This is a genomic window from Bacillus sp. (in: firmicutes), assembly GCA_017656295.1.
GTDB lineage: Bacteria > Bacillota > Bacilli > Bacillales > JACDOC01 > JACDOC01.
The window spans coordinates 1-18,765 of the sequence record JACDOC010000027.1 but is presented as its reverse complement, the minus strand read 5'-3'; the positions used below and the strand labels follow the sequence as shown (position 1 = coordinate 18,765).

Genomic DNA, 18,765 nt, shown 5'->3' with positions numbered 1-18,765 from the left:
TGTTTAAAGCGATCCACGATGTGGGTCGCTTTTTACGTTTTCTAAGTTTTATCAGAAACTGTTTTTCTAAAAAAACAACTAATAAATAACGAATGTATCTTCATAAATATAAATTAATATTTATACTTATTTAATGGTTATAAGTAATCATTTTTTTCTTGAAAAGTAAAAAGAAATGATTATAATTATCCATAATTCTAAGTTATCATCCTTTTCTGACTCAAATTGTTTTCAACGAAAGCGCCTAATACATATAATGTATGGAACGAAAAAGCATTGTCTGGGCAAATAAGGGGGGATTCAAATGGATGCATTGGAAGTGATGGCAAATTTAGAACGAGTCCTACCACATTTTCAACCAATTTTTAGTGCGGACGAGCATACAGTGATAGGCTATGAAGTGTTAGGGCGATACCAAAGTGATACTAGCTGTGAGAGTTTAGGTCATTTTTTTCATAATGACGATATTCCAGACGATTTTAAAAGAGAAGTCGATCAAGTGATTATAACAAAAGCGTTAGAAAAAGCAATCGATGAGCAGTTTGAAGGGTTATTGTTTTTTAATCAATCGGCGAGATTATTAATGAGTGATCAAGGTGAACAATTACTAACTACCTTGCAACAATATGAACAAAAAGGATTTCCGTTGAGCAACATCGTGCTCGAATTGACTCAAGAAAATAATTTAGGTGAAGAAGGACAGTTAGAACACTTTATCCGTTATTTTCGAACATATGGTGTCAAGTTTGCCATTTCCAAACATGGCCAAGAGCGAATTGATTTAAAGTCCATAGCCAACCTATCACCTGATATTATTAAGATCGATTTACAAAGCCTGCGCTATGAACTTGGGAATCCGACATTTAAAGAGATTGTATACTCCCTCTCGATGTTAGCACGTAAAATAGGGGCTTCTTTACTGTTTGAAAAAATTGAAATGGAATTCCAGTTTCAGTTCGCCTGGAAAAATGGAGGAAGGTTTTATCAAGGATATTATTTACAAAAACCGCAAGAAGTATTTGTCGAAAAAGTGTTATTAAAAGACAAGTTAAAGCAACTCTGTCAAAAATTCATTACTCATGAAAAAGCAAAAATTGAAAAAGTTCAAGAATTAGCTTCAACATTAAACGACAAAATGAGTGAATTAATTCCCAAATTTAAAAAACAAGAAAAGGACTATGAGGGGTTGTTAAAGCAGTTAGCGAAAGAGTTTTCGACGATGAGCTTTCGATTCTATGTGACGGATGAAAATGGTTTCCAATTGTCCCCCAATTTATTCAAAAGTGGAAATAAGTGGGTTGTATACCCGCAATATGTAGGAAAAAACTGGAGTTGGCGCCCGTATTTTTTAGAAAACATTATGAAAATGAGGACTGACCAACGAGGAATTTTATCCGACGTATATGGTGATATAGAGACGAGTGAATTGATACGTACGTTTGCTTATCCTATTCATCAGCATCACTTTCTATTTATGGATTTGTCTTTTGACTATTTATATGAACGAGCGGAACTACTGTAGCATCGAATAATTTTGCCTAGATCGGGGAGAGTAAAGGTAAGTAACCGATTCTAGGAGTGATTTCGTTGAGTACGTATATTTTAGTACTAACCGTGATAGGATCCATTGTCTTATTGTTCTCGTTAATTTATACGTTTATGGTCGCTCGTAATCAAAAGGCTTTAAAAGGGACAAACGATACCGATATCCCCGATCAAGTCGAAGAGCACCCCTATATCCGAAACCCTATTTTTTGGACTTACATTATTTTTATTGGGTTGTTATTAGCATTTGTCATCTACTTTGCGCTAACAATCCCTAATCAATAATCACTATATCGATGGAAGAAAAAGTGCCTTCTTAATAGGCGCTTTTTTTGCGGTTTTCGTTCTTCAAATTGGTGAATAATATAAGAAAAACATTAAGATAGACAAGAGGGTTGTATAAAGTATTAAAAACATTGTCAACTCTTGTATGAATTTTTGGAACGGTTGGTCCACTTTCGACATGAAAACCTTGTTACAATGAAACAAATTGAACGGTTTGGGGGAGAGAGAAATGCTCAAACATTTTATCATATTTGTTTTCCTTCTCTTCATTGTCCATACCCCAACAACGATGAATGCCGAAGAATTGGATGATATAAGGGAGGAAGTGTTCCAGTTTGTTAAAGAAGCATTCGAAGCACAAGTTTCCATTACGGAAAAACCTCGGCGTTTACATGAAATTCGAGACATATTAAGTCCATTTTTTGCGGCTGAACGGATAGAAGCTTTTATTGAAGAAAATGTGGTAAAAGTAGAAGGCGGTTATGTTGCATTAGGGACGGACATGCCTCCCTTGGAGGTTGTTCCATTTTTTCGATATTCTGAAAAAACAAAACTTATAAAAGATAATGATGTGTATTATGTCATTGAATATATGGAATCAACGGATGGGCCTGTCCATTTTGACCCACATTATGAAGGAATACAAGTTAAAAAGACAGAGACGAGTTATGTGATTGAAAAGATTTGGAAAGAACAATTACCTGATCATGTCGAACAGAAAATAGGGATTGGTGAAAATAGAGAGCAAACAAATGTTAAATACGTAGACAATCAACTTCCTTTCGTAGTGATGGTCGCTGATATTCCCAAAAAATTACCTTTGTTTTCAACGTTTGTCCCGTTAATTGGTTAATAAAAACGGAATAGGGGGTTCCCTATTCCGTTTCCATTTTTAAAGCCTTTTTTAATTTTTCTAAATCAAAGCCGATAATGACTTCATCGTCCACAATGGTTGTTGGCGTAGAAAAGGATTTATATTTTTTAATAAGTTCGTTTCTTGCTCGGGAATCTTCTTTAATGTTTTTTTCTGTAAAAGGAATATTTGCCTCTTTTAAAAACATTTTGACCACCGAGCAAGGAGGACAATCTGGTTGGGAGTAGACGATCACTTCCATTGTTTAACCTCCTATTTTGTTGATGACTTGGTATTGTTTCTTATGAAGTAGTCCACCATTCCCATCGCCGATACGTGAAGGTCGAGTTTTAACGTTTCAACCCATTCGCCTTCAACCAATACCCCAATTGTACGTAACTCTTCTTCCACGTACGCAAACAATTGGTGAGAAATGGATTGTACGTTCTCTTCCCACCCTTTTGTTTCATCAAACCATTCGCTCGCTACATTTATAAAAATGTTTAACCAACGTTCAACTTCATCAAGGGCAGTGGATACATCTTTTGTCATTCCAAAATGACCATAATAAATGTAGTTCAATTGTTTGGATTTGTAAAGTTGGATCGATTTACGCATCCTTTCAGGGTCAAACTGATTCGGTGAAGTGGATGGTAAGTATAAGCTTATTCCTTGTTGTTGTTGGAGTACGTCATAGAAAATACCGGCAGTATCTCCGGTAAACATGCCGTTAGAGACGGGATCGTAAATGCTGAAATGATGATTGGCATGTCCCGGTGTGTCATAAAATTGGAGTGTACAACGCTTACCAATCGTTAATGTATCTTGATCTCCTTTAATGACGATATTTTCTTCTGGAACAGGAACAATGGGGTGGAATAATTCATCAAATTTTTCTTTATAGACGGCCCGTGCTCCTGCCTCCAATCGGCTAGGATTGATTAGATGTCGCGCACCTTTTGGATGGACGACTACTTTTACTTGAGGACAATCTTGTAGCAATAATCCGACACCACCAGCATGGTCTAAATGAATATGGGTAACAATAATGTAAGAAATATCTTTAAGGGAGTAACCTAATTGTTGAAGTCCTTTTTTTAAATGAGGAAGCGACGGACTAGCTGACGTTTCTACAATGGTAAGTTCCTCTTCGGCAATGACATAAGCACCCGTACGATGAGGCTTCCCTAGATCATACAAATCAATGAGGGATATTCGGTCATTTAGTTTCATAATACTCATGAAATTACCTCCTTTAGTTTAATGGTACGGATCGTAATAACTTTATTGTAGAGGGAAGTGACAAAGAAAGTAAAGCGTTTTCAAAGGCCTATGAAAGGGGGAAAATCCGATGTATCCATTAATTAAGTGTCCGAAATGCCGTGGAGAAGATCGACTAGAAGATACGCTAACCGCACAATCCAATCAAAACGTGATTTATCGCTGTTCACGCTGTGGTTTCGAACAACGAAATATTGTGACAAAAAAAGGGTAATCATCCCACTCCCCATTAAAATATATATGTTAAAATATATATGGGGTATTATTCTAAAGGTGGGATATCCATGATCAGTGTTCAAACACAACAATTGCTTGAAACGAATATAGCTGATTTGATGATTCCGGCAGAGCGAGTTGCTCATGTTCAAATTGGGAACCATTTAGAGCATGCCATGCTTGTATTAACCAAAACAGGTTATACAGCTATTCCTGTACTAGATGTCCATTATAAGTTGCACGGGTTAATAAGTTCTCCGTTAATTATGGATGCGATTTTAGGCATCGAGCGGATTGAGTTTGAAAAGCTTAGTGAAAAAAAGGTAGAGGAAGCAATGAACAAAAATATTCCTCGCTTACGCTTGAATGATTCCATGAAAAAAGTAATGTCCTTACTGGTAGACCATCCTTTTTTATGTGTGGTCAATGAAGAAGAGGTACTGGAAGGAATCATTACAAGACGAGAACTACTCAAGCGGTTAAATAGTCATATCCATCAGTGGAATCACTTTCATTCATAAAAGCTCCCTTTAAAGGGGGTTTTTTTTACTACATAGAGTAATAGAAGGGGAGCGGCTTGTATGGCATTTTCAGAATTTCAAATGCTTTCGGTATTGGCTGAAGAACTCAATATGAGAAAAGCAGCTGAGCGGTTGTTTGTATCCCAACCAGCTTTGTCGCAACGGCTCCAAAACATTGAAAAAGAGTGGGGTGTTCAAATTTTTATTCGTTCACAAAAAGGACTTTCGTTAACACCCGCAGGCGAATTAATTATTCGGTTTGCAAAAGAGGTATTAGAAAAAGAGGAACGAGTACGGGATGAAATTCAAGCATTGCAATCAAAAGTACATGGGACCTTAAAAATCGCTTGTGCGTCCATTGTAGGACAAAATTGGCTTCCACAAGTGTTAAAAAAATATGTCGAAGCCTATCCTGAAGCGAAAATTTCTTTAATTACCGGCTGGAGCAGTGAAATACTCAAAGCGTTATATGAAGATGAAGTACATATAGGAATTATTCGAGGAACCCCTGATTGGAAAGGGGTGAAAATCCATCTTTTTGAAGACTCGTTATATTTAGTGGACAAAGAAATCCGCAGGATCGAGGATGTCCTACAAACTGATCGACCGTTTATACAATTTAAAAGTGATTCAAATTATTATCAAGAAATTCAAGATTGGTGGCGCAGACAATTTCAAACACCGCCGAAACGGACGATTGTTGTTGACCAAATTGAAACATGTAAACAAATGACGTTTAACGGAATTGGTTACGCTATTTTACCGGCGATTACGCTGAATGGGGCGGAAAAAGATATTTATAAAATTCCATTGTTGGGAGAACATAATGCACCCATTAAGCGGGATACATGGCTTTTAGGATATGAATCATCATTCCAATTACGCCAAGTTCAAGCGTTTGTTGATATCATTCAAAAGTTTATTGCTCAATCTTCCAATATGAATCATCTACGATAAGATTTGTTTAAATGAGAGAAATTTTAGCTGAGGAAGAAGAGCCCGTTAGAGGAGGAACATCACATAAGGAGAGAAAACTTATCGGATACAAGTGATCAGTCTTGTGTTTCAGAAACTCCTTTGATAAAGTAGTTCGTAGTAATTGTTCAAACTAATGTTCCTTTTAGTTTGATTGAAAAAGGAGGAAATGTAGATGAAAATGATGGATGCGAACGAAATTATTTCTTTTATCCAAAATAGTAAAAAGTCTACGCCAGTGAAAGTGTACATCAAAGGAGAACTAGAAGGCATTTCTTTTGGCGAACAAACAAAAGCGTTTATTTCAGGTAATACGGGTGTGTTATTTGGGGAATGGGCTGACATTCAACAAGTGCTTGAAGTACATAAAGATAAAATTGAAGACTATGTGATCGAGAATGATCGTCGCAATTCAGCGATTCCACTTCTTGATATGAAGGGAATTAAAGCTCGGATTGAGCCAGGGGCAATTATTCGTGATCAAGTAGAAATTGGCGATAATGCAGTCATCATGATGGGGGCCGTTATTAATATCGGTTCTGTTGTTGGAGAAGGAACAATGATTGATATGAACGCAGTACTCGGTGGACGAGCTACTGTTGGTAAAAACTGTCATATTGGTGCCGGTGCGGTGTTAGCAGGTGTTATTGAACCACCATCTGCCAAACCAGTGGTTGTAGAAGATGATGTCGTAATTGGTGCTAATGCCGTTATATTAGAAGGAGTGACTGTAGGTAAAGGAGCGGTCGTTGCTGCAGGCGCGGTCGTTATCGAAGATGTGCCTCCATATACAGTTGTTGCGGGTACACCTGCTAAAGTGATTAAACAAATTGATGAAAAAACAAAAGCGAAAACAGAAATTAAACAAGAACTGCGTCAACTTTAATAAAAAAGACACTTAAAAGGGGAACCTTTTAAGTGTCTCTTTATATATACAAAGCTTACATTTGTTAAGGGGGAGGCGTATGAACTTGGACCGCTTTATTCAAATTCGGCGGGATTTACATCAAATTCCCGAGCTTGGTTTTGAAGAATGGAAAACGCAAAACTATATATTAACCTATTTACAATCGTTACCTCAAGAACGAATAGAAATTAAAAAGTGGAAAACAGGGCTATTCGTTAAAGTGAAAGGACTAAATCCAACAAAAACGATTAGTTATCGTACCGATATTGACGGATTGCCAATCGAAGAACAGACGGGCTATTCGTTTTCATCGACTCATCCTGGACGGATGCATGCTTGTGGTCACGACTTCCATATGAGCATTGCGTTAGGAGTGTTAACCTATTTTGTAGAAAATCCAATTCAAGACGATTTAGTATTTATTTTTCAACCAGCCGAAGAAGGACCTGGTGGAGCAAAACCGATGCTTGAAAGTCAAGAAATGAAAGAATGGAAGCCTGATATGATTTTTGCACTACATATTGCACCGGAATATCCAGTCGGGACCATAGCGGTAAAAGAAGGATTGTTATTTGCTAATACTTCGGAATTATTTATTGATTTAAAAGGAAAAGGAGGACACGCCGCCTATCCCCATCAAACGAAAGACATGGTGGTGGCTGCATCTTATTTAGTCACTCAATTGCAGACGATCGTTTCCCGCAATGTCAATCCGTTGGATAGTGCTGTTATTACCATTGGGAAAATTACCGGGGGAACCGTCCAAAACATTATTGCCGAAGAAGCTCGACTAGAAGGAACGATTCGAACGAAATCGGCTAAAACGATGCAAGCGATAAAAAAACGTATTGAAGAAATCGTTAAAGGAATTGAGTACAGTTTTGATTGTCAAGCGGCCATTGATTACGGAGCCAATTATTATCAAGTGTACAATGACCATAAGCTAACAAGTCAGTTTATGTCATTTGTACAGGAAGAAACGAATGCGCAGCTTGTCGTTTGTGATGAAGCCATGACCGGTGAGGATTTTGGCTATATGTTAGCTGAAATTCCAGGATTTATGTTTTGGTTAGGAGTCGACTCTCCATATGGATTACATCATGCCAAACTCCAACCAAACGAAGAAGCTATTCCGTTTGCGATCGAAACGATTCGTCAATATATTGAAAAAATAACTGGGTAACAAAAAGCGACACCTGATCCAGCAATAGGTGTCGCTCCATTTTAGGAAGACGATTTTTCAATATAAACTTGGTGAGGGTAAGGAATTTCAATTCCGTGTTCATCAAGGGTTTCTTTTAATAGTTTCCTTAATTTACGTTCAACTGCCCATTGTTGCATGTTTTCAGTTTTCGCAATGACTCGAATAACAACATCTGATGTTCCAAGCGATTGAACCCCAAGTACGTTTGGCCCTTCTACAATGGTTTTGTCTTCTTTTGCAAGGCGGTCACAAGCGTTTTGTAAAACAGTAATGGCTTCATCGATATTATCGTCATAGGAAATGCCAATGTCGACTAACGCGCGCATCGTACCACGAGAATGGTTGCTTACGCTCGTTATTTCCCGGTTTGGTACATAATGAAGCGTTCCGTCAAATCCTCTAATTTTCGTCGTCCGTAATCCTACTTGTTCGACAATTCCTGAAAAGCTGCCTGTAGTGATATAATCACCGACTTCGATTTGATTTTCTAACAAAATAAAAAATCCGGTCACCACGTCACTAACTAAACCTTGAGCACCGAAAGCAACAGCAAGACCGATAATACCAGCACCGGCAAGGATTGGCATAACTTCAATGCCAATTATTTGAAGGGTTGTGATAAAAAGAATAAAAATCAGTACATAAGAAAAAATGTTTAGTGATAAACTTTCTAATGTGGTCGCTCGACCTTCTTTTATGTGATTTCTTGATTTATAGCGTTCGAACATTTTCGTAATAAACGATTGTCCTACTTTATTTACTATAAAATATACTATTAGAATCCCGATAAATTTTAATATAATAATGGCTATATTTATCAACCATTTGGACCAATCGACTTGTTGTATGAAAGATATGTCGAACATTGTTGAAATTCATCCTTTCTTTCGAGAGTCTAATTTCTTTATAACCCATCTTTATCCGTGATAAACTAAAGAATGGAAGTAAATTTTTTTATAGGTAGGATTACTTTTATGTCATTAAGGGAATACCAATAAAGGCAGGATTTTGTTGATGATAATCCTTTTTTATTTATATTAATTATAATTTAATATTGACTAAAAAGTTTAAGTTGATTATAATGACAAGTGTTAGGTGATCAGTAATTGAGAATATCTCAATTACTTTTTCAATTAAAAAAATTATTGGAGGGATTTTAATCATGGCAGAACGCATGGTAGGAAAACAAGCTCCACGTTTTGAAATGGACGCTGTAATGCCAAACAAAGAATTTGGTAAAGTAAGCCTTGAAGAGAACATGAAAAACGGCAAATGGACTGTTCTTTTCTTCTATCCAATGGACTTCACATTCGTTTGCCCTACTGAAATCACTGCAATTTCCGACCGCTACGATGAGTTCGAAGATTTAGATGCAGAAGTCATCGGAGTTTCTACTGATACAATTCATACACACTTAGCATGGATCAACACGGATCGTAAAGATAACGGTCTTGGTCAATTAAAATACCCACTTGCAGCAGATACAAACCATGTTGTATCTCGTGAGTATGGTGTATTAATTGAAGAAGAAGGTATTGCTCTTCGCGGACTATTCATCATTAGCCCAGAAGGCGAACTTATGTACCAAGTTGTACACCACAACAACATCGGTCGTGATGTAGACGAAGTATTACGTGTACTTCAAGCACTTCAAACTGGTGGCCTTTGCCCTGCAAACTGGAAACCAGGTCAAGCAACACTTAACGTGTAATGACCGTATAAGTAGAAAAGACCTAACTGTTACGGTTAGGTCTTTTTTCCACTTTGCTAATTTGATTAGAAAAAGGAGGAGATTTAAATGCGTCTTCGTGAACCTATGCCTGAATTAACCGGTGCCACAGCATGGATCAACGGTGAGGTAACGAGAGAAGAGCTAGTTGGTAACAAACCTACGCTCATCCACTTTTGGTCCATAAGCTGTCATCTATGTAAAGAAGCAATGCCACAAGTGAATGAATTTCGTGATAAATATAAAGACGATTTAAACGTCGTGGCCGTGCATATGCCGCGTTCAGAGAACGATTTAGACTTAGACGAAATTAAACGTGTTGCCGAAGAGCATGGCATTACTCAACCAATTTTCGTTGACAGTGAGCACAAACTAACCGATGCATTCCAAAACCAATATGTACCCGCCTATTATGTGTTTGATAAAGACGGAAAGCTTCGTCACTTCCAAGCTGGTGGTAGCGGAATGAAAATGCTTGAAAAACGTGTGAATCGTGTATTAGATGAAATGAAACAAAGTGAAGAATAATACAAGAATCGACTGACTCCAATGGGGTCGGTCTTTTTTTGTGTGCAAAAAAATCGTTTGTTTGTCTAAATCAGTTGAGGCAATTGTGTTAACTCCATCTTTATAAGGAGTTTCTTCCAACTATTGATGGATTTTTAAGAATTTTTTAAAAATAAGTGGAAAATTATTTAGAAACCCGATATATTAGTTTATACGACTAATATGATAGGAGTTGGGATTTATGGAAACGTTTAGGAAGTTAAAACCATATTATTGGCCTTACAAAAAGTATTTTTTCGTTTCCCTTTTATTTTTACTTTTAGTCACTTCCATTACCGTAGTCTATCCGATGATTTTACAGTTAACGATTGACGAAGCGGTGTTGAACGGCATGTACGAATGGATTCCTTATTTATCCCTGGGACTTGTCGGATTTATGGTCATTAAAGGGATATCGTCTTTTATCCAACAATATTTCGGAGACTTGTTTGGGATTCGTTCTGTTTATGAATTACGCAATGGGTTGTATGAGAAACTGCAATATTTGCCTTTCCGATATTATGACCGAGCGAAAACCGGGGACTTAATGTCTCGCTTAACTGCGGACGTAGAAGGTTTCCGTTTTTTTCTTTCCTTTGGCATTACGGAGTTGTTACGTCTTGTTTTATTAGTAACCGCGAGTTTTATTGTTATGCTATACTATTCAGTTTCGCTGACGTTTGTTACATTTATCACTCTACCTTTTCTGGCGGTCGCTGTATATAAGTTTGATCGGTCTGTTCATCCTGCATTCCGTGGCGTGCGGAAAGCATTTGGTCGACTGAATACGAACGTGCAAGAAAATATTAGTGGTATTCAAACTGTCAAATCGTTATCACGAGAAGGATTCCAAATTGAAAAGTTTAATTCCTCCAATGGAAAGTATAAAGAAAACTATTTGCATACCGCTTCTGTTTGGGCCAAATATTTCCCGCTTATGGAGTTTATTGGGAATATGAGCGTTGTCATCTTGCTTGGATATGGAGGATATTTAGTGATAAACAATCAACTGAAGCCAGGGGAGCTTGTTGCATTTTACAGCTTAGTTTGGTACATCATTTGGCCGATTATGAATTTAGGGTTTACGATTAATTTGTTTTCTCAAGCGAAAGCGTCAGGTGAGCGCCTACTTGAAATTTTAGAGGAGAACGAAGATATCAAAGATCAAGCGGATGCGGTAGATGTAGCCCATATAAAAGGAGATGTAAAATTTGATCACGTAACCTTTACGTATCCAAATGCGTCTGAACCATCGTTACAAAACGTTTCTTTTACAGCGTATCCTGGAAAAATCATCGGATTAATTGGTGCAACAGGTTCAGGAAAATCAAGCATTATCCAACTTCTATTGCGCTTTTATGAACCAGAAAAAGGGGCGATTTTCATCGATGACCGTCCAATCCATGAATATCAACTGCAATCATTACGAAAACACATAGGAATTGTTTTGCAAGAAACGTTTTTATTCTCTTCTTCCATCAAAGCGAACATTGCCTATGGACGTCCAGAAGCCACCATGGATGAGATTATCGATGCGGCGAAACGGGCCCAAGCTCACGATTTTATTATGGAACTTCCTGATGGCTATGATACGTTGTTAGGGGAACGTGGGCTTGGATTATCCGGCGGGCAAAAGCAGCGCATTGCCATCGCTAGAGCGTTGTGTACGGACCCTAGCATCCTCATCTTAGATGATGCGACAAGTGCGGTGGATATGACGACTGAGAAGAAAATACAACAAGCGTTACAAGAAGTGATGAAAGGAAGAACAACCTTCATCGTTGCACATCGTATTTCATCTGTACAACATGCCGACGAGATTCTCGTATTAGATGAAGGACGTATCGTTGAACGAGGCGTTCACGACACGCTCAAGCAAAACGGTGGAATTTATCAACGCATATTTGAAATTCAGTATCAAGACCAACACCATTATGTGCATGCGAATTAACGAAAGAGGTGATGTGATTGGGGAATACAAAGGTGAATGAACAAATATTACAACGGTTTCGATATTCAACGGACCAAGTGATTGATAAACCGTTTAACTGGAATCAAATGTGGCGTTTGTTGTCTTATATGAAACCTTATACGAAAAATTTACTACCATTGTCTTTTATCACAGTGATCATTAATACGGTGATTCGATTAGCCATTCCGATTCTCATTGGGGTATACACATTAGATGGAGCGATCCGAAATAAAGACATGGATTTATTAGTACGCTTCATTATTCTTATTTTTGGCTTGTACTTTCTTTCTTACATTGCCAACTTTTTTCGAATTCACTGGATGAATCAGCTTGGGCAAAGTGTCATTTACGATTTGCGGCAACATTTATTTACCCATGTTCAATACTTGTCCCATCGTTTTTTTGACCAACGTTCAGCCGGATCCATTCTCGTTCGAATTATGAACGATATTAATTCCTTACAAGAACTATTTACCAATGGGGTTATCAACTTATTAATGGATTTTATTTTATTACTTGGTATTGTTGTTATTTTAACAACATTAAGTCCGGAATTAACCCTTACGGTTATGGTGATATTACCGATTATGTTTTTCATTTCGACTAAGCTCCGTCGCAATATTAGACGGTCATGGCAAATGGTTCGATTAAAACAGTCAAAATTGAATTCTCATTTAAATGAAAGTATTCAAGGAATTCGCGTTACGCAAGCCTATACGCAAGAAAAAGAAAATATGGCGTATTTCAACGGCATTAACTATGAAAACTTTGATAGCTGGCGAACGGCAACGAGAAAAAATGCGATGTTTCGCCCGCTTGTTGAAATAACAAATACGATTGGAACGGCTATTTTGATTTGGTTTGGTGCCCATTTAATTCAAAAAGGGTCTCTTTCGTTAGGGGAATTTGTTTCTTTTGCCTTTTATTTAGGAATGTTTTGGGAGCCGATCTCAAGACTAGGGCAAGTTTACAATCAGCTGTTAATGGGGATGGCTTCCTCCGAACGAATTTTTGAATTTTTAGATGAAAAACCAATTGTATCTGAGAAAAAAGACGCTAAACCAATTGAGCAGATGCAAGGACATATTGCATTCGACAACGTTTCGTTTTCGTATGATCAAAAGCGACCAGCATTAACAGGGATTACTTTGAACATTCGGTCAGGCCAAACGGTTGCTCTTGTTGGCCATACCGGTTCTGGTAAAACGACCATTGCGAATTTAATTAGTCGATTTTACGATCCTACGGACGGTGTGGTTAGAATTGACGGAGAAGATATTCGAAATTACACGTTATCTAGTTTACGAAGGCAGATCAGCATCGTGTTGCAAGATACGTTTATTTTTTCTGGAACCATCATGGAAAACATTCGTTTTGGACGCCCTGAAGCGACCGAAAAAGAAGTTATTCAAGCTGCTAAAGAAATTGGAGCAGACACCTTTATTCAAAAATTGCCGAACGGTTATGAAACAGAAGTAGAAGAGCGGGGAAATATTTTATCTGTTGGGGAACGGCAATTAATATCTTTTGCAAGGGCTCTATTAGCTAATCCGAAAATCATTATTTTAGATGAAGCAACAGCAAGTATCGATACCGAAACGGAAATCCAAATTCAACGTGCGTTAAAACGATTGTTGAAAAATCGAACAGCCGTCATCATTGCCCATCGCTTGTCAACCATTCGGGAAAGTGACCAAATCTTTGTGTTGGACCATGGCGAGTTAATCGAACAAGGAACTCACGACCAATTAATGGAAAAGCAAGGAACATATTATCGACTTGTTTTATCTCAATTTGGTGAGGGATGATTTCCCTCTTTTTTTTTGAGATTGAAGGATTCATGTATGATCGATGTAGTCCTTTAAAAATCGAATGGCTATGTTATATGTCATTGTTGATATTTAGCAAGTTATTTACATGAAGCGAAAGGCGGCGACTTCAGCAGGAATAATAAGACAAGCAAGACCATTACTTGAGCGTTGCGAGGGAAGCGGCTTGCACCTTGCCTCGGAAAGTGTCCGCCACAAGCGAAATGTATACATATCAACAGTATCGTTTAACAGACATTCATGCCAATTGACATTGGCACATCGATGAATGAAATAACAGTAAAAGTTATCCACAGAACCTATCGAATAAATGTTTGTGAAAAATGTCACAAAATATTCATCTTCTACACCTCATCCGCTGCCTTTTAGGTCTTAGAATAGAGTAAGAGGATAGTTTTTAAAGAACCTAAAGGAGGTTGAGACGTTATGGAATTCGATAACGTCATCCTAAGCCGTTTGTTAACGTCATTAACGTTAGCGTTTCATATTATTTTTGCGACCATTGGGGTAGGGGTTCCGGTAATGATCTCTATTGCTGAATGGATGGGCATTAAAAAGAAGGACCCTCATTACCTATTATTGGCGCGTCGTTGGACGCGAGGATTTACGATTACTGTGGCGGTAGGGGTTGTAACTGGAACGTGTATCGGTTTGCAGCTTTCGATGATATGGCCGACGTTTATGCAAGTGGCTGGTCAAGTCATTAGTTTACCATTGTTTATGGAAACATTCGCTTTTTTCTTTGAAGCGATTTTTTTAGGTATTTATATATATACATGGGATCGATTTAAAAATCAGTGGCATCATTGGTTACTAACGATTCCGGTTATGATTGGTTCATCAGCATCAGCTCTCTTTATTACAACCGTAAATGCATTTATGAATACTCCACAAGGGTTTGAACTAATTGGTGGAAAAGCGGTGAACATTGATCCAATAGCGGCGATGTTTAATCCAGCTACACCGACAAAAGTATTTCACGTTTTAACGTCTGCCTATTTAACATCGGCGTTTATTTTAGCCAGCATTACCGCTTTTGCCATGCTACGTGGAAAACGAGGAGCGTATCATAAAAAAGCGCTAAAATTAACGCTCGCAATGAGCGTTATTTTCTCAATAGGGACAGCGGTTGCAGGAGACCTCTCGGCAAAATTTTTAGCTAAAGTGCAACCGGAAAAACTAGCGGCTGCTGAATGGCATTTTGAAACCGAAGATCATGCGGATTTAATTTTGTTTGGTACATTAAATGAAAATAACGAAATTGAACATGCGATTAGAATTCCGAACGCATTAAGTTTTCTTGCGGGAAGTTCGTTTGACACTGTTGTTACCGGGTTAAATGAGTTCCCGGAAGATGAACGTCCACCATTATGGATTCATTATATGTTTGATTTAATGGTCGTCATCGGTTTTTACACGTTTTTTGTGTCTCTTATTTATTTTGTATTAAAAAAAGTGAAAAAATGGAACGAACATCATCCACTTTATTTGTGGTTGGTTGTAGCGGGTGGTCCGTTAGCAATGCTTGCGATTGAGTTTGGATGGATTTTTGCTGAAGTTGGGCGGCAACCGTGGATTTTACGAGGGTACATGAAAGTATCGGAAGCGGCAACGACAAGTGGTGGATTAGGCGGTACATTTATTGCTTTCTCCATTTTATATGTCATCCTTTCCATCTTCTGTTGTGTCATCTTAATTCGAATGTTTAAAAACAAGCCGGCAGAAGTGGAATTAGAAGAACGCTTTTCCATCGCTGGATAAGACAAGGGGGGAGAACGATGACTGTTGAAATTATTGGGATTACAGTATTATGGCTATTTCTTTATGGATATGTAATCGTCGCTTCCATCGACTTTGGAGCAGGGTTCTTTGCCTTTTATGGAAAGTGGACGAAGCGTGACCACGTGATTAATCAAGTGATTAAACGGTATTTAAATCCGGTGTGGGAAGTAACAAACGTTTTTTTCGTCTTCTTCTTTGTCGGATTAGTAGGGTTTTTTCCAGATACCGCTTATTATTACGGTTCGGCCCTCCTTATTCCCGGAAGCGTTGCGCTAATTTTGTTAGCGATTCGTGGATCGTTTTATGCATTTGAAAACTATGGTTCGAAACAAAATATGGTCTATTTGTTTTTATACGGAGCGACAGGGCTCCTAATTCCAGCATCACTTTCGACGGCGTTAACGATTTCTGAAGGGGGCTTTTTACAAAAAGAAGGCGATAAAGTGGTATTTTTAGCAAAAGAGTTGTTCACAAGTCCCTATTCATGGAGTGTCGTCTTTTTAGCGATTGTATCCGTCCTGTTCATTAGCGCTGCTTTTCTAACATATTATGCAGACCGAGCAGGGGATATCGAGGCCCGAACGTTACTTCGACGATTTGCTTTATTTTGGAGTCCGCCAACGATTGTGGCAAGCTTTCTTGTGTTTGTTGCTTTAAGTGAACATAATCCGGAGCATTTTGCGAATGCCTTGAAGTATTGGTGGATGTTTGCTCTTTCTCTACTTTGCTTTTTTGTCGCTTCCTACTTTATTTATAAACAAAAACGATATGGAACAGCGTTTATCTTTGTTATGTTTCAGTTCTTTTTTGCCTTCTTTGGCTACGGAGTGTCTCACTTACCGTACATCCTTTACCCATACGTCACCATTCATGAAAGTGTGACGAACATAACGATGGCAACGGCATTAGTCGTCGTGTTTATTGCAGGCTTGCTCTTGCTTGTACCATCCCTTTATTTACTCATGCGACTATTTTTATTCGATGCAGACTATGTAAAAGGAAAAAAATAAGGATTTACGAAATGCTTGACCGAACATTTCCTTCGGTTAAGCATTTTTACTTTTTCTAACCAACAAATATTTATGGTAAAATAGGAATGATGTTCGATCATCTAATAAATGGAGGATGACCATGAAAAAAGAGTTTGTCGTCATTGGTCTTGGGCGTTTTGGGGGAAGCATATGTCGTACGCTCGTCGACCAAGGAATGGAAGTACTTGCGATTGATAAAGATGAAGATCGGGTTAATGAATATTCAAAAATCGCCTCCCATGCGGTGGTTGCTGATACAACGGATGAAGAAGTATTAAAAGAGTTAGGAATCCGTAATTTTGACCATGTAATTGTCGCTATTGGTGATGATATTCAATCAAGTATTTTAACGACGTTAATGCTAAAAGAAATGGGCGTCAGACATATTACAGTCAAAGCACAAAATGATTATCATGAAAAAGTGTTACGAAAAATAGGTGCCGATCATGTCGTTCATCCCGAGCGTGATATGGGCCGACGTATAGCGCATAACATCGTTTCGAACAATGTGCTTGATTACTTAGAGTTATCCGACGAGCATAGTATTGTTGAAATCGTAGCTAATGACGTGCTCGCTGGGCATTCCATTTTACAATTAGATATCCGCGCCAAATACGGAATCAATATTGTAGCGATTAAGCGTGGAAATCAAATTAACGTGTCCCCACAAGCAAATGAAGTCATCCAAAAAGGAGATGTATTAATCGTCATTGGGGCGGACTCGGATATTAATCGATTTGAGAAAAAAGTGATGGAAGATTAATAAATAATAAGCCGATGGGAGCCATCCCATCGGTTTTTATTATGAAAATTCTACCTATCTTAATGCAAATTGGTTTGATTGGATATAAAGTGAAATTATAATAAAATTAAACGTATTGAAAGGAGAGGAGAGCATGAACAGTTTATTAGAAGCTATTGAACACTATAAACAAAATGCTGGTAAACGTATTCCAGATGAAGTACGAGCAATTATGGCAAAAGCGACGGAAGAATTAAAAGCTTCGGACAAGGGAAAAGGGCTAAAAGTTGGTGAGCAAGCTCCTGATTTCTCACTTCCAGATGCGACAGGTAAGGAAGTACAGTTATCATCGTTAGTAAAAAAAGGGCCAGTCGTACTTACCTTTTATCGAGGCGCTTGGTGTCCATATTGTAATCTAGAACTTCAGGCGTATCAACAAGTGCTAGAAGAATTACATCAAGCTGGAGCAGAGTTGGTCGCCATCAGTCCACAATCACCGAACAAATCATTAACGACCAAAGAGAAAAACGAACTCTCTTTTTATGTTTTAAGTGATGTTGGCGGCGAAGTTGCCCAAAAGTACAATTTGTTGTTTACTTTACCTGATTATTTAATTGATGTGTACAAAACATTTCAATTAAACGTCGATCAATACAATGGTGACCAGTCATGGAATTTACCAGTTCCGGCAACATTTATTATCGACCGTGATCAAACGATTCGCTACGCTTATGTCGATGAAGACTATACAAAACGAGCTGAGCCAAAAGAGGTTTTAGAAAAAGTGAAACAATTATAACATGTACCTCCTGTTGAGGTATCTTTTTTTGTCAAAGTGAATTTCTAGGAGTGATGACGGTGATCAAAATTGAAGGTATTCATCATGTCAGCCTTGTAGTAACAGACTTAGAGCGAGCCATCACTTTTTATAGAGATCAACTAGGATTAAAGGAAATTAAACGCCCACCGTTTGATTTTCCAGGTGCGTGGTTTGCCATTGGAGAGAACCAACAATTGCATCTGATCGTACACCCAACATCCCAAACGTTACGAAAAGATGGGGGGATAGATTCAAGAGACGGTCACTTTGCCATTCGTGTGAAAGATTATGAGGCTACATTGAATCATCTTAAAAGACAAGGGATCGAGGTAAAAGAAAAACCAAATAGTCGAAGTGGATTTAAACAAATTTTTTGCACTGATCCCGATGGAAATATTATTGAATTTCATGTTCCCCGGAACTAACAATAAATAAACCCGTACCGCTAAGATGAACTGCACCCCTTAAAGTAGAGGTTGAAAAACCCCCTAATGGGCAACATTTACTTTAAGGGGTGATTTTTATGG

Annotated in this window: 20 protein-coding genes; 17 read left to right on the top strand and 3 right to left on the bottom strand. The window is 38.0% G+C overall.

All coding sequences use genetic code 11. The features are described from left to right. Positions 1-304 precede the first annotated feature (304 nt). The 3 genes from H0Z31_14890 to H0Z31_14880 all read left to right on the top strand — a co-directional run bounded on the left by H0Z31_14890 (position 305) and on the right by H0Z31_14880 (position 2,683). Positions 305-1,522 (top strand): EAL domain-containing protein, encoded by a 1,218-nt coding sequence (locus H0Z31_14890; protein ID MBO8178715.1) that lies wholly within the window; start codon positions 305-307, stop codon positions 1,520-1,522. Positions 1,523-1,587: 65 nt separating this feature from the next. Continuing rightward, positions 1,588-1,830 (top strand): hypothetical protein, encoded by a 243-nt coding sequence (locus H0Z31_14885; GenBank protein MBO8178714.1) that lies wholly within the window; start codon positions 1,588-1,590, stop codon positions 1,828-1,830. Positions 1,831-2,059: 229 nt separating this feature from the next. After that, positions 2,060-2,683 carry a DUF3993 domain-containing protein gene (locus tag H0Z31_14880; GenBank protein ID MBO8178713.1) on the top strand — a complete coding sequence of 208 codons (624 nt, stop codon included), beginning with the start codon at positions 2,060-2,062 and terminating at the stop codon, positions 2,681-2,683. Between the two features lie 22 nt (positions 2,684-2,705). Here H0Z31_14880 and H0Z31_14875 read toward each other — a convergent pair whose 3' ends face one another. Then, a complete protein-coding gene (locus tag H0Z31_14875) occupies positions 2,706-2,945 on the bottom strand; it encodes a glutathione S-transferase N-terminal domain-containing protein (GenBank protein MBO8178712.1) in 240 nt (79 codons plus the stop codon). An 11-nt stretch (positions 2,946-2,956) separates the two neighbouring features. Then, positions 2,957-3,925: an MBL fold metallo-hydrolase gene (locus H0Z31_14870; GenBank protein ID MBO8178711.1), complete on the bottom strand. Its 969-nt coding sequence runs from the start codon at positions 3,923-3,925 to the stop codon at positions 2,957-2,959. A 109-nt stretch (positions 3,926-4,034) separates the two neighbouring features. Between H0Z31_14870 and H0Z31_14865 the strand changes: the two genes are divergently transcribed. The 5 genes from H0Z31_14865 to H0Z31_14845 all read left to right on the top strand — a co-directional run bounded on the left by H0Z31_14865 (position 4,035) and on the right by H0Z31_14845 (position 7,766). Then, a complete protein-coding gene (locus H0Z31_14865; GenBank protein ID MBO8178710.1) occupies positions 4,035-4,178 on the top strand; it encodes a hypothetical protein in 144 nt (47 codons plus the stop codon). A 70-nt stretch (positions 4,179-4,248) separates the two neighbouring features. Next, positions 4,249-4,701, top strand: coding sequence for a CBS domain-containing protein (locus tag H0Z31_14860; protein MBO8178709.1), 453 nt, complete (start codon positions 4,249-4,251; stop codon positions 4,699-4,701). Between the two features lie 60 nt (positions 4,702-4,761). Continuing rightward, a complete protein-coding gene (locus H0Z31_14855) occupies positions 4,762-5,658 on the top strand; it encodes a LysR family transcriptional regulator (protein ID MBO8178708.1) in 897 nt (298 codons plus the stop codon). Positions 5,659-5,851: 193 nt separating this feature from the next. Further along, complete coding sequence (gene dapD / locus H0Z31_14850) at positions 5,852-6,562, top strand: 2,3,4,5-tetrahydropyridine-2,6-dicarboxylate N-acetyltransferase (protein MBO8178707.1); 711 nt, start codon at positions 5,852-5,854, stop codon at positions 6,560-6,562. Between the two features lie 79 nt (positions 6,563-6,641). Next, on the top strand, positions 6,642-7,766 hold the full coding sequence (locus tag H0Z31_14845; protein ID MBO8178706.1) for an N-acetyldiaminopimelate deacetylase: 1,125 nt from the start codon (positions 6,642-6,644) through the stop codon (positions 7,764-7,766). A 41-nt stretch (positions 7,767-7,807) separates the two neighbouring features. Here the strand turns inward: H0Z31_14845 and H0Z31_14840 are convergent, their stop codons facing one another. Beyond that, positions 7,808-8,644, bottom strand: coding sequence for a mechanosensitive ion channel family protein (locus H0Z31_14840; protein MBO8178705.1), 837 nt, complete (start codon positions 8,642-8,644; stop codon positions 7,808-7,810). 305 nt (positions 8,645-8,949) lie between these two features. On the opposite strand from H0Z31_14840, the gene H0Z31_14835 reads away from it, so the two are divergent. From H0Z31_14835 to H0Z31_14795, 9 genes are all read left to right on the top strand, one after another. Continuing rightward, a complete protein-coding gene (locus H0Z31_14835; GenBank protein ID MBO8178704.1) occupies positions 8,950-9,498 on the top strand; it encodes a peroxiredoxin in 549 nt (182 codons plus the stop codon). Between the two features lie 87 nt (positions 9,499-9,585). Continuing rightward, positions 9,586-10,044 (top strand): TlpA family protein disulfide reductase, encoded by a 459-nt coding sequence (locus H0Z31_14830; protein MBO8178703.1) that lies wholly within the window; start codon positions 9,586-9,588, stop codon positions 10,042-10,044. A 220-nt stretch (positions 10,045-10,264) separates the two neighbouring features. Further along, a complete protein-coding gene (locus tag H0Z31_14825; protein ID MBO8178702.1) occupies positions 10,265-12,013 on the top strand; it encodes an ABC transporter ATP-binding protein in 1,749 nt (582 codons plus the stop codon). A 107-nt stretch (positions 12,014-12,120) separates the two neighbouring features. Beyond that, a complete protein-coding gene (locus H0Z31_14820; protein MBO8178701.1) occupies positions 12,121-13,842 on the top strand; it encodes an ABC transporter ATP-binding protein in 1,722 nt (573 codons plus the stop codon). Between the two features lie 447 nt (positions 13,843-14,289). After that, entirely contained in the window at positions 14,290-15,624 is a 1,335-nt protein-coding gene (locus H0Z31_14815) for a cytochrome ubiquinol oxidase subunit I (GenBank protein ID MBO8178700.1), read from the top strand. A gap of 17 nt (positions 15,625-15,641) precedes the next feature. Further along, a complete protein-coding gene (locus tag H0Z31_14810; protein ID MBO8178699.1) occupies positions 15,642-16,655 on the top strand; it encodes a cytochrome d ubiquinol oxidase subunit II in 1,014 nt (337 codons plus the stop codon). 121 nt (positions 16,656-16,776) lie between these two features. Then, entirely contained in the window at positions 16,777-17,439 is a 663-nt protein-coding gene (locus tag H0Z31_14805) for a TrkA family potassium uptake protein (GenBank protein MBO8178698.1), read from the top strand. Between the two features lie 133 nt (positions 17,440-17,572). Next, complete coding sequence (locus tag H0Z31_14800; protein ID MBO8178697.1) at positions 17,573-18,217, top strand: AhpC/TSA family protein; 645 nt, start codon at positions 17,573-17,575, stop codon at positions 18,215-18,217. A gap of 59 nt (positions 18,218-18,276) precedes the next feature. After that, positions 18,277-18,663, top strand: a complete 387-nt coding sequence (locus H0Z31_14795) for a VOC family protein (protein ID MBO8178696.1) — start codon at positions 18,277-18,279, stop codon at positions 18,661-18,663. The last annotated feature ends 102 nt before the right edge of the window (positions 18,664-18,765 follow it).

Coding starts and splice junctions, on each gene's coding strand:
- H0Z31_14890 (MBO8178715.1), top strand. CDS start 305: ATGGATGCATTGGAAGTGATGGCAAATTTAGAACGAGTCCTACCACAT.
- H0Z31_14880 (MBO8178713.1), top strand. CDS start 2,060: ATGCTCAAACATTTTATCATATTTGTTTTCCTTCTCTTCATTGTCCAT.
- H0Z31_14875 (MBO8178712.1), bottom strand. CDS start 2,945: ATGGAAGTGATCGTCTACTCCCAACCAGATTGTCCTCCTTGCTCGGTG.
- H0Z31_14870 (MBO8178711.1), bottom strand. CDS start 3,925: ATGAGTATTATGAAACTAAATGACCGAATATCCCTCATTGATTTGTAT.
- H0Z31_14865 (MBO8178710.1), top strand. CDS start 4,035: ATGTATCCATTAATTAAGTGTCCGAAATGCCGTGGAGAAGATCGACTA.
- H0Z31_14860 (MBO8178709.1), top strand. CDS start 4,249: ATGATCAGTGTTCAAACACAACAATTGCTTGAAACGAATATAGCTGAT.
- H0Z31_14855 (MBO8178708.1), top strand. CDS start 4,762: ATGGCATTTTCAGAATTTCAAATGCTTTCGGTATTGGCTGAAGAACTC.
- dapD (MBO8178707.1), top strand. CDS start 5,852: ATGAAAATGATGGATGCGAACGAAATTATTTCTTTTATCCAAAATAGT.
- H0Z31_14845 (MBO8178706.1), top strand. CDS start 6,642: ATGAACTTGGACCGCTTTATTCAAATTCGGCGGGATTTACATCAAATT.
- H0Z31_14835 (MBO8178704.1), top strand. CDS start 8,950: ATGGCAGAACGCATGGTAGGAAAACAAGCTCCACGTTTTGAAATGGAC.
- H0Z31_14830 (MBO8178703.1), top strand. CDS start 9,586: ATGCGTCTTCGTGAACCTATGCCTGAATTAACCGGTGCCACAGCATGG.
- H0Z31_14825 (MBO8178702.1), top strand. CDS start 10,265: ATGGAAACGTTTAGGAAGTTAAAACCATATTATTGGCCTTACAAAAAG.
- H0Z31_14820 (MBO8178701.1), top strand. CDS start 12,121: ATGTGGCGTTTGTTGTCTTATATGAAACCTTATACGAAAAATTTACTA.
- H0Z31_14815 (MBO8178700.1), top strand. CDS start 14,290: ATGGAATTCGATAACGTCATCCTAAGCCGTTTGTTAACGTCATTAACG.
- H0Z31_14810 (MBO8178699.1), top strand. CDS start 15,642: ATGACTGTTGAAATTATTGGGATTACAGTATTATGGCTATTTCTTTAT.
- H0Z31_14805 (MBO8178698.1), top strand. CDS start 16,777: ATGAAAAAAGAGTTTGTCGTCATTGGTCTTGGGCGTTTTGGGGGAAGC.
- H0Z31_14800 (MBO8178697.1), top strand. CDS start 17,573: ATGAACAGTTTATTAGAAGCTATTGAACACTATAAACAAAATGCTGGT.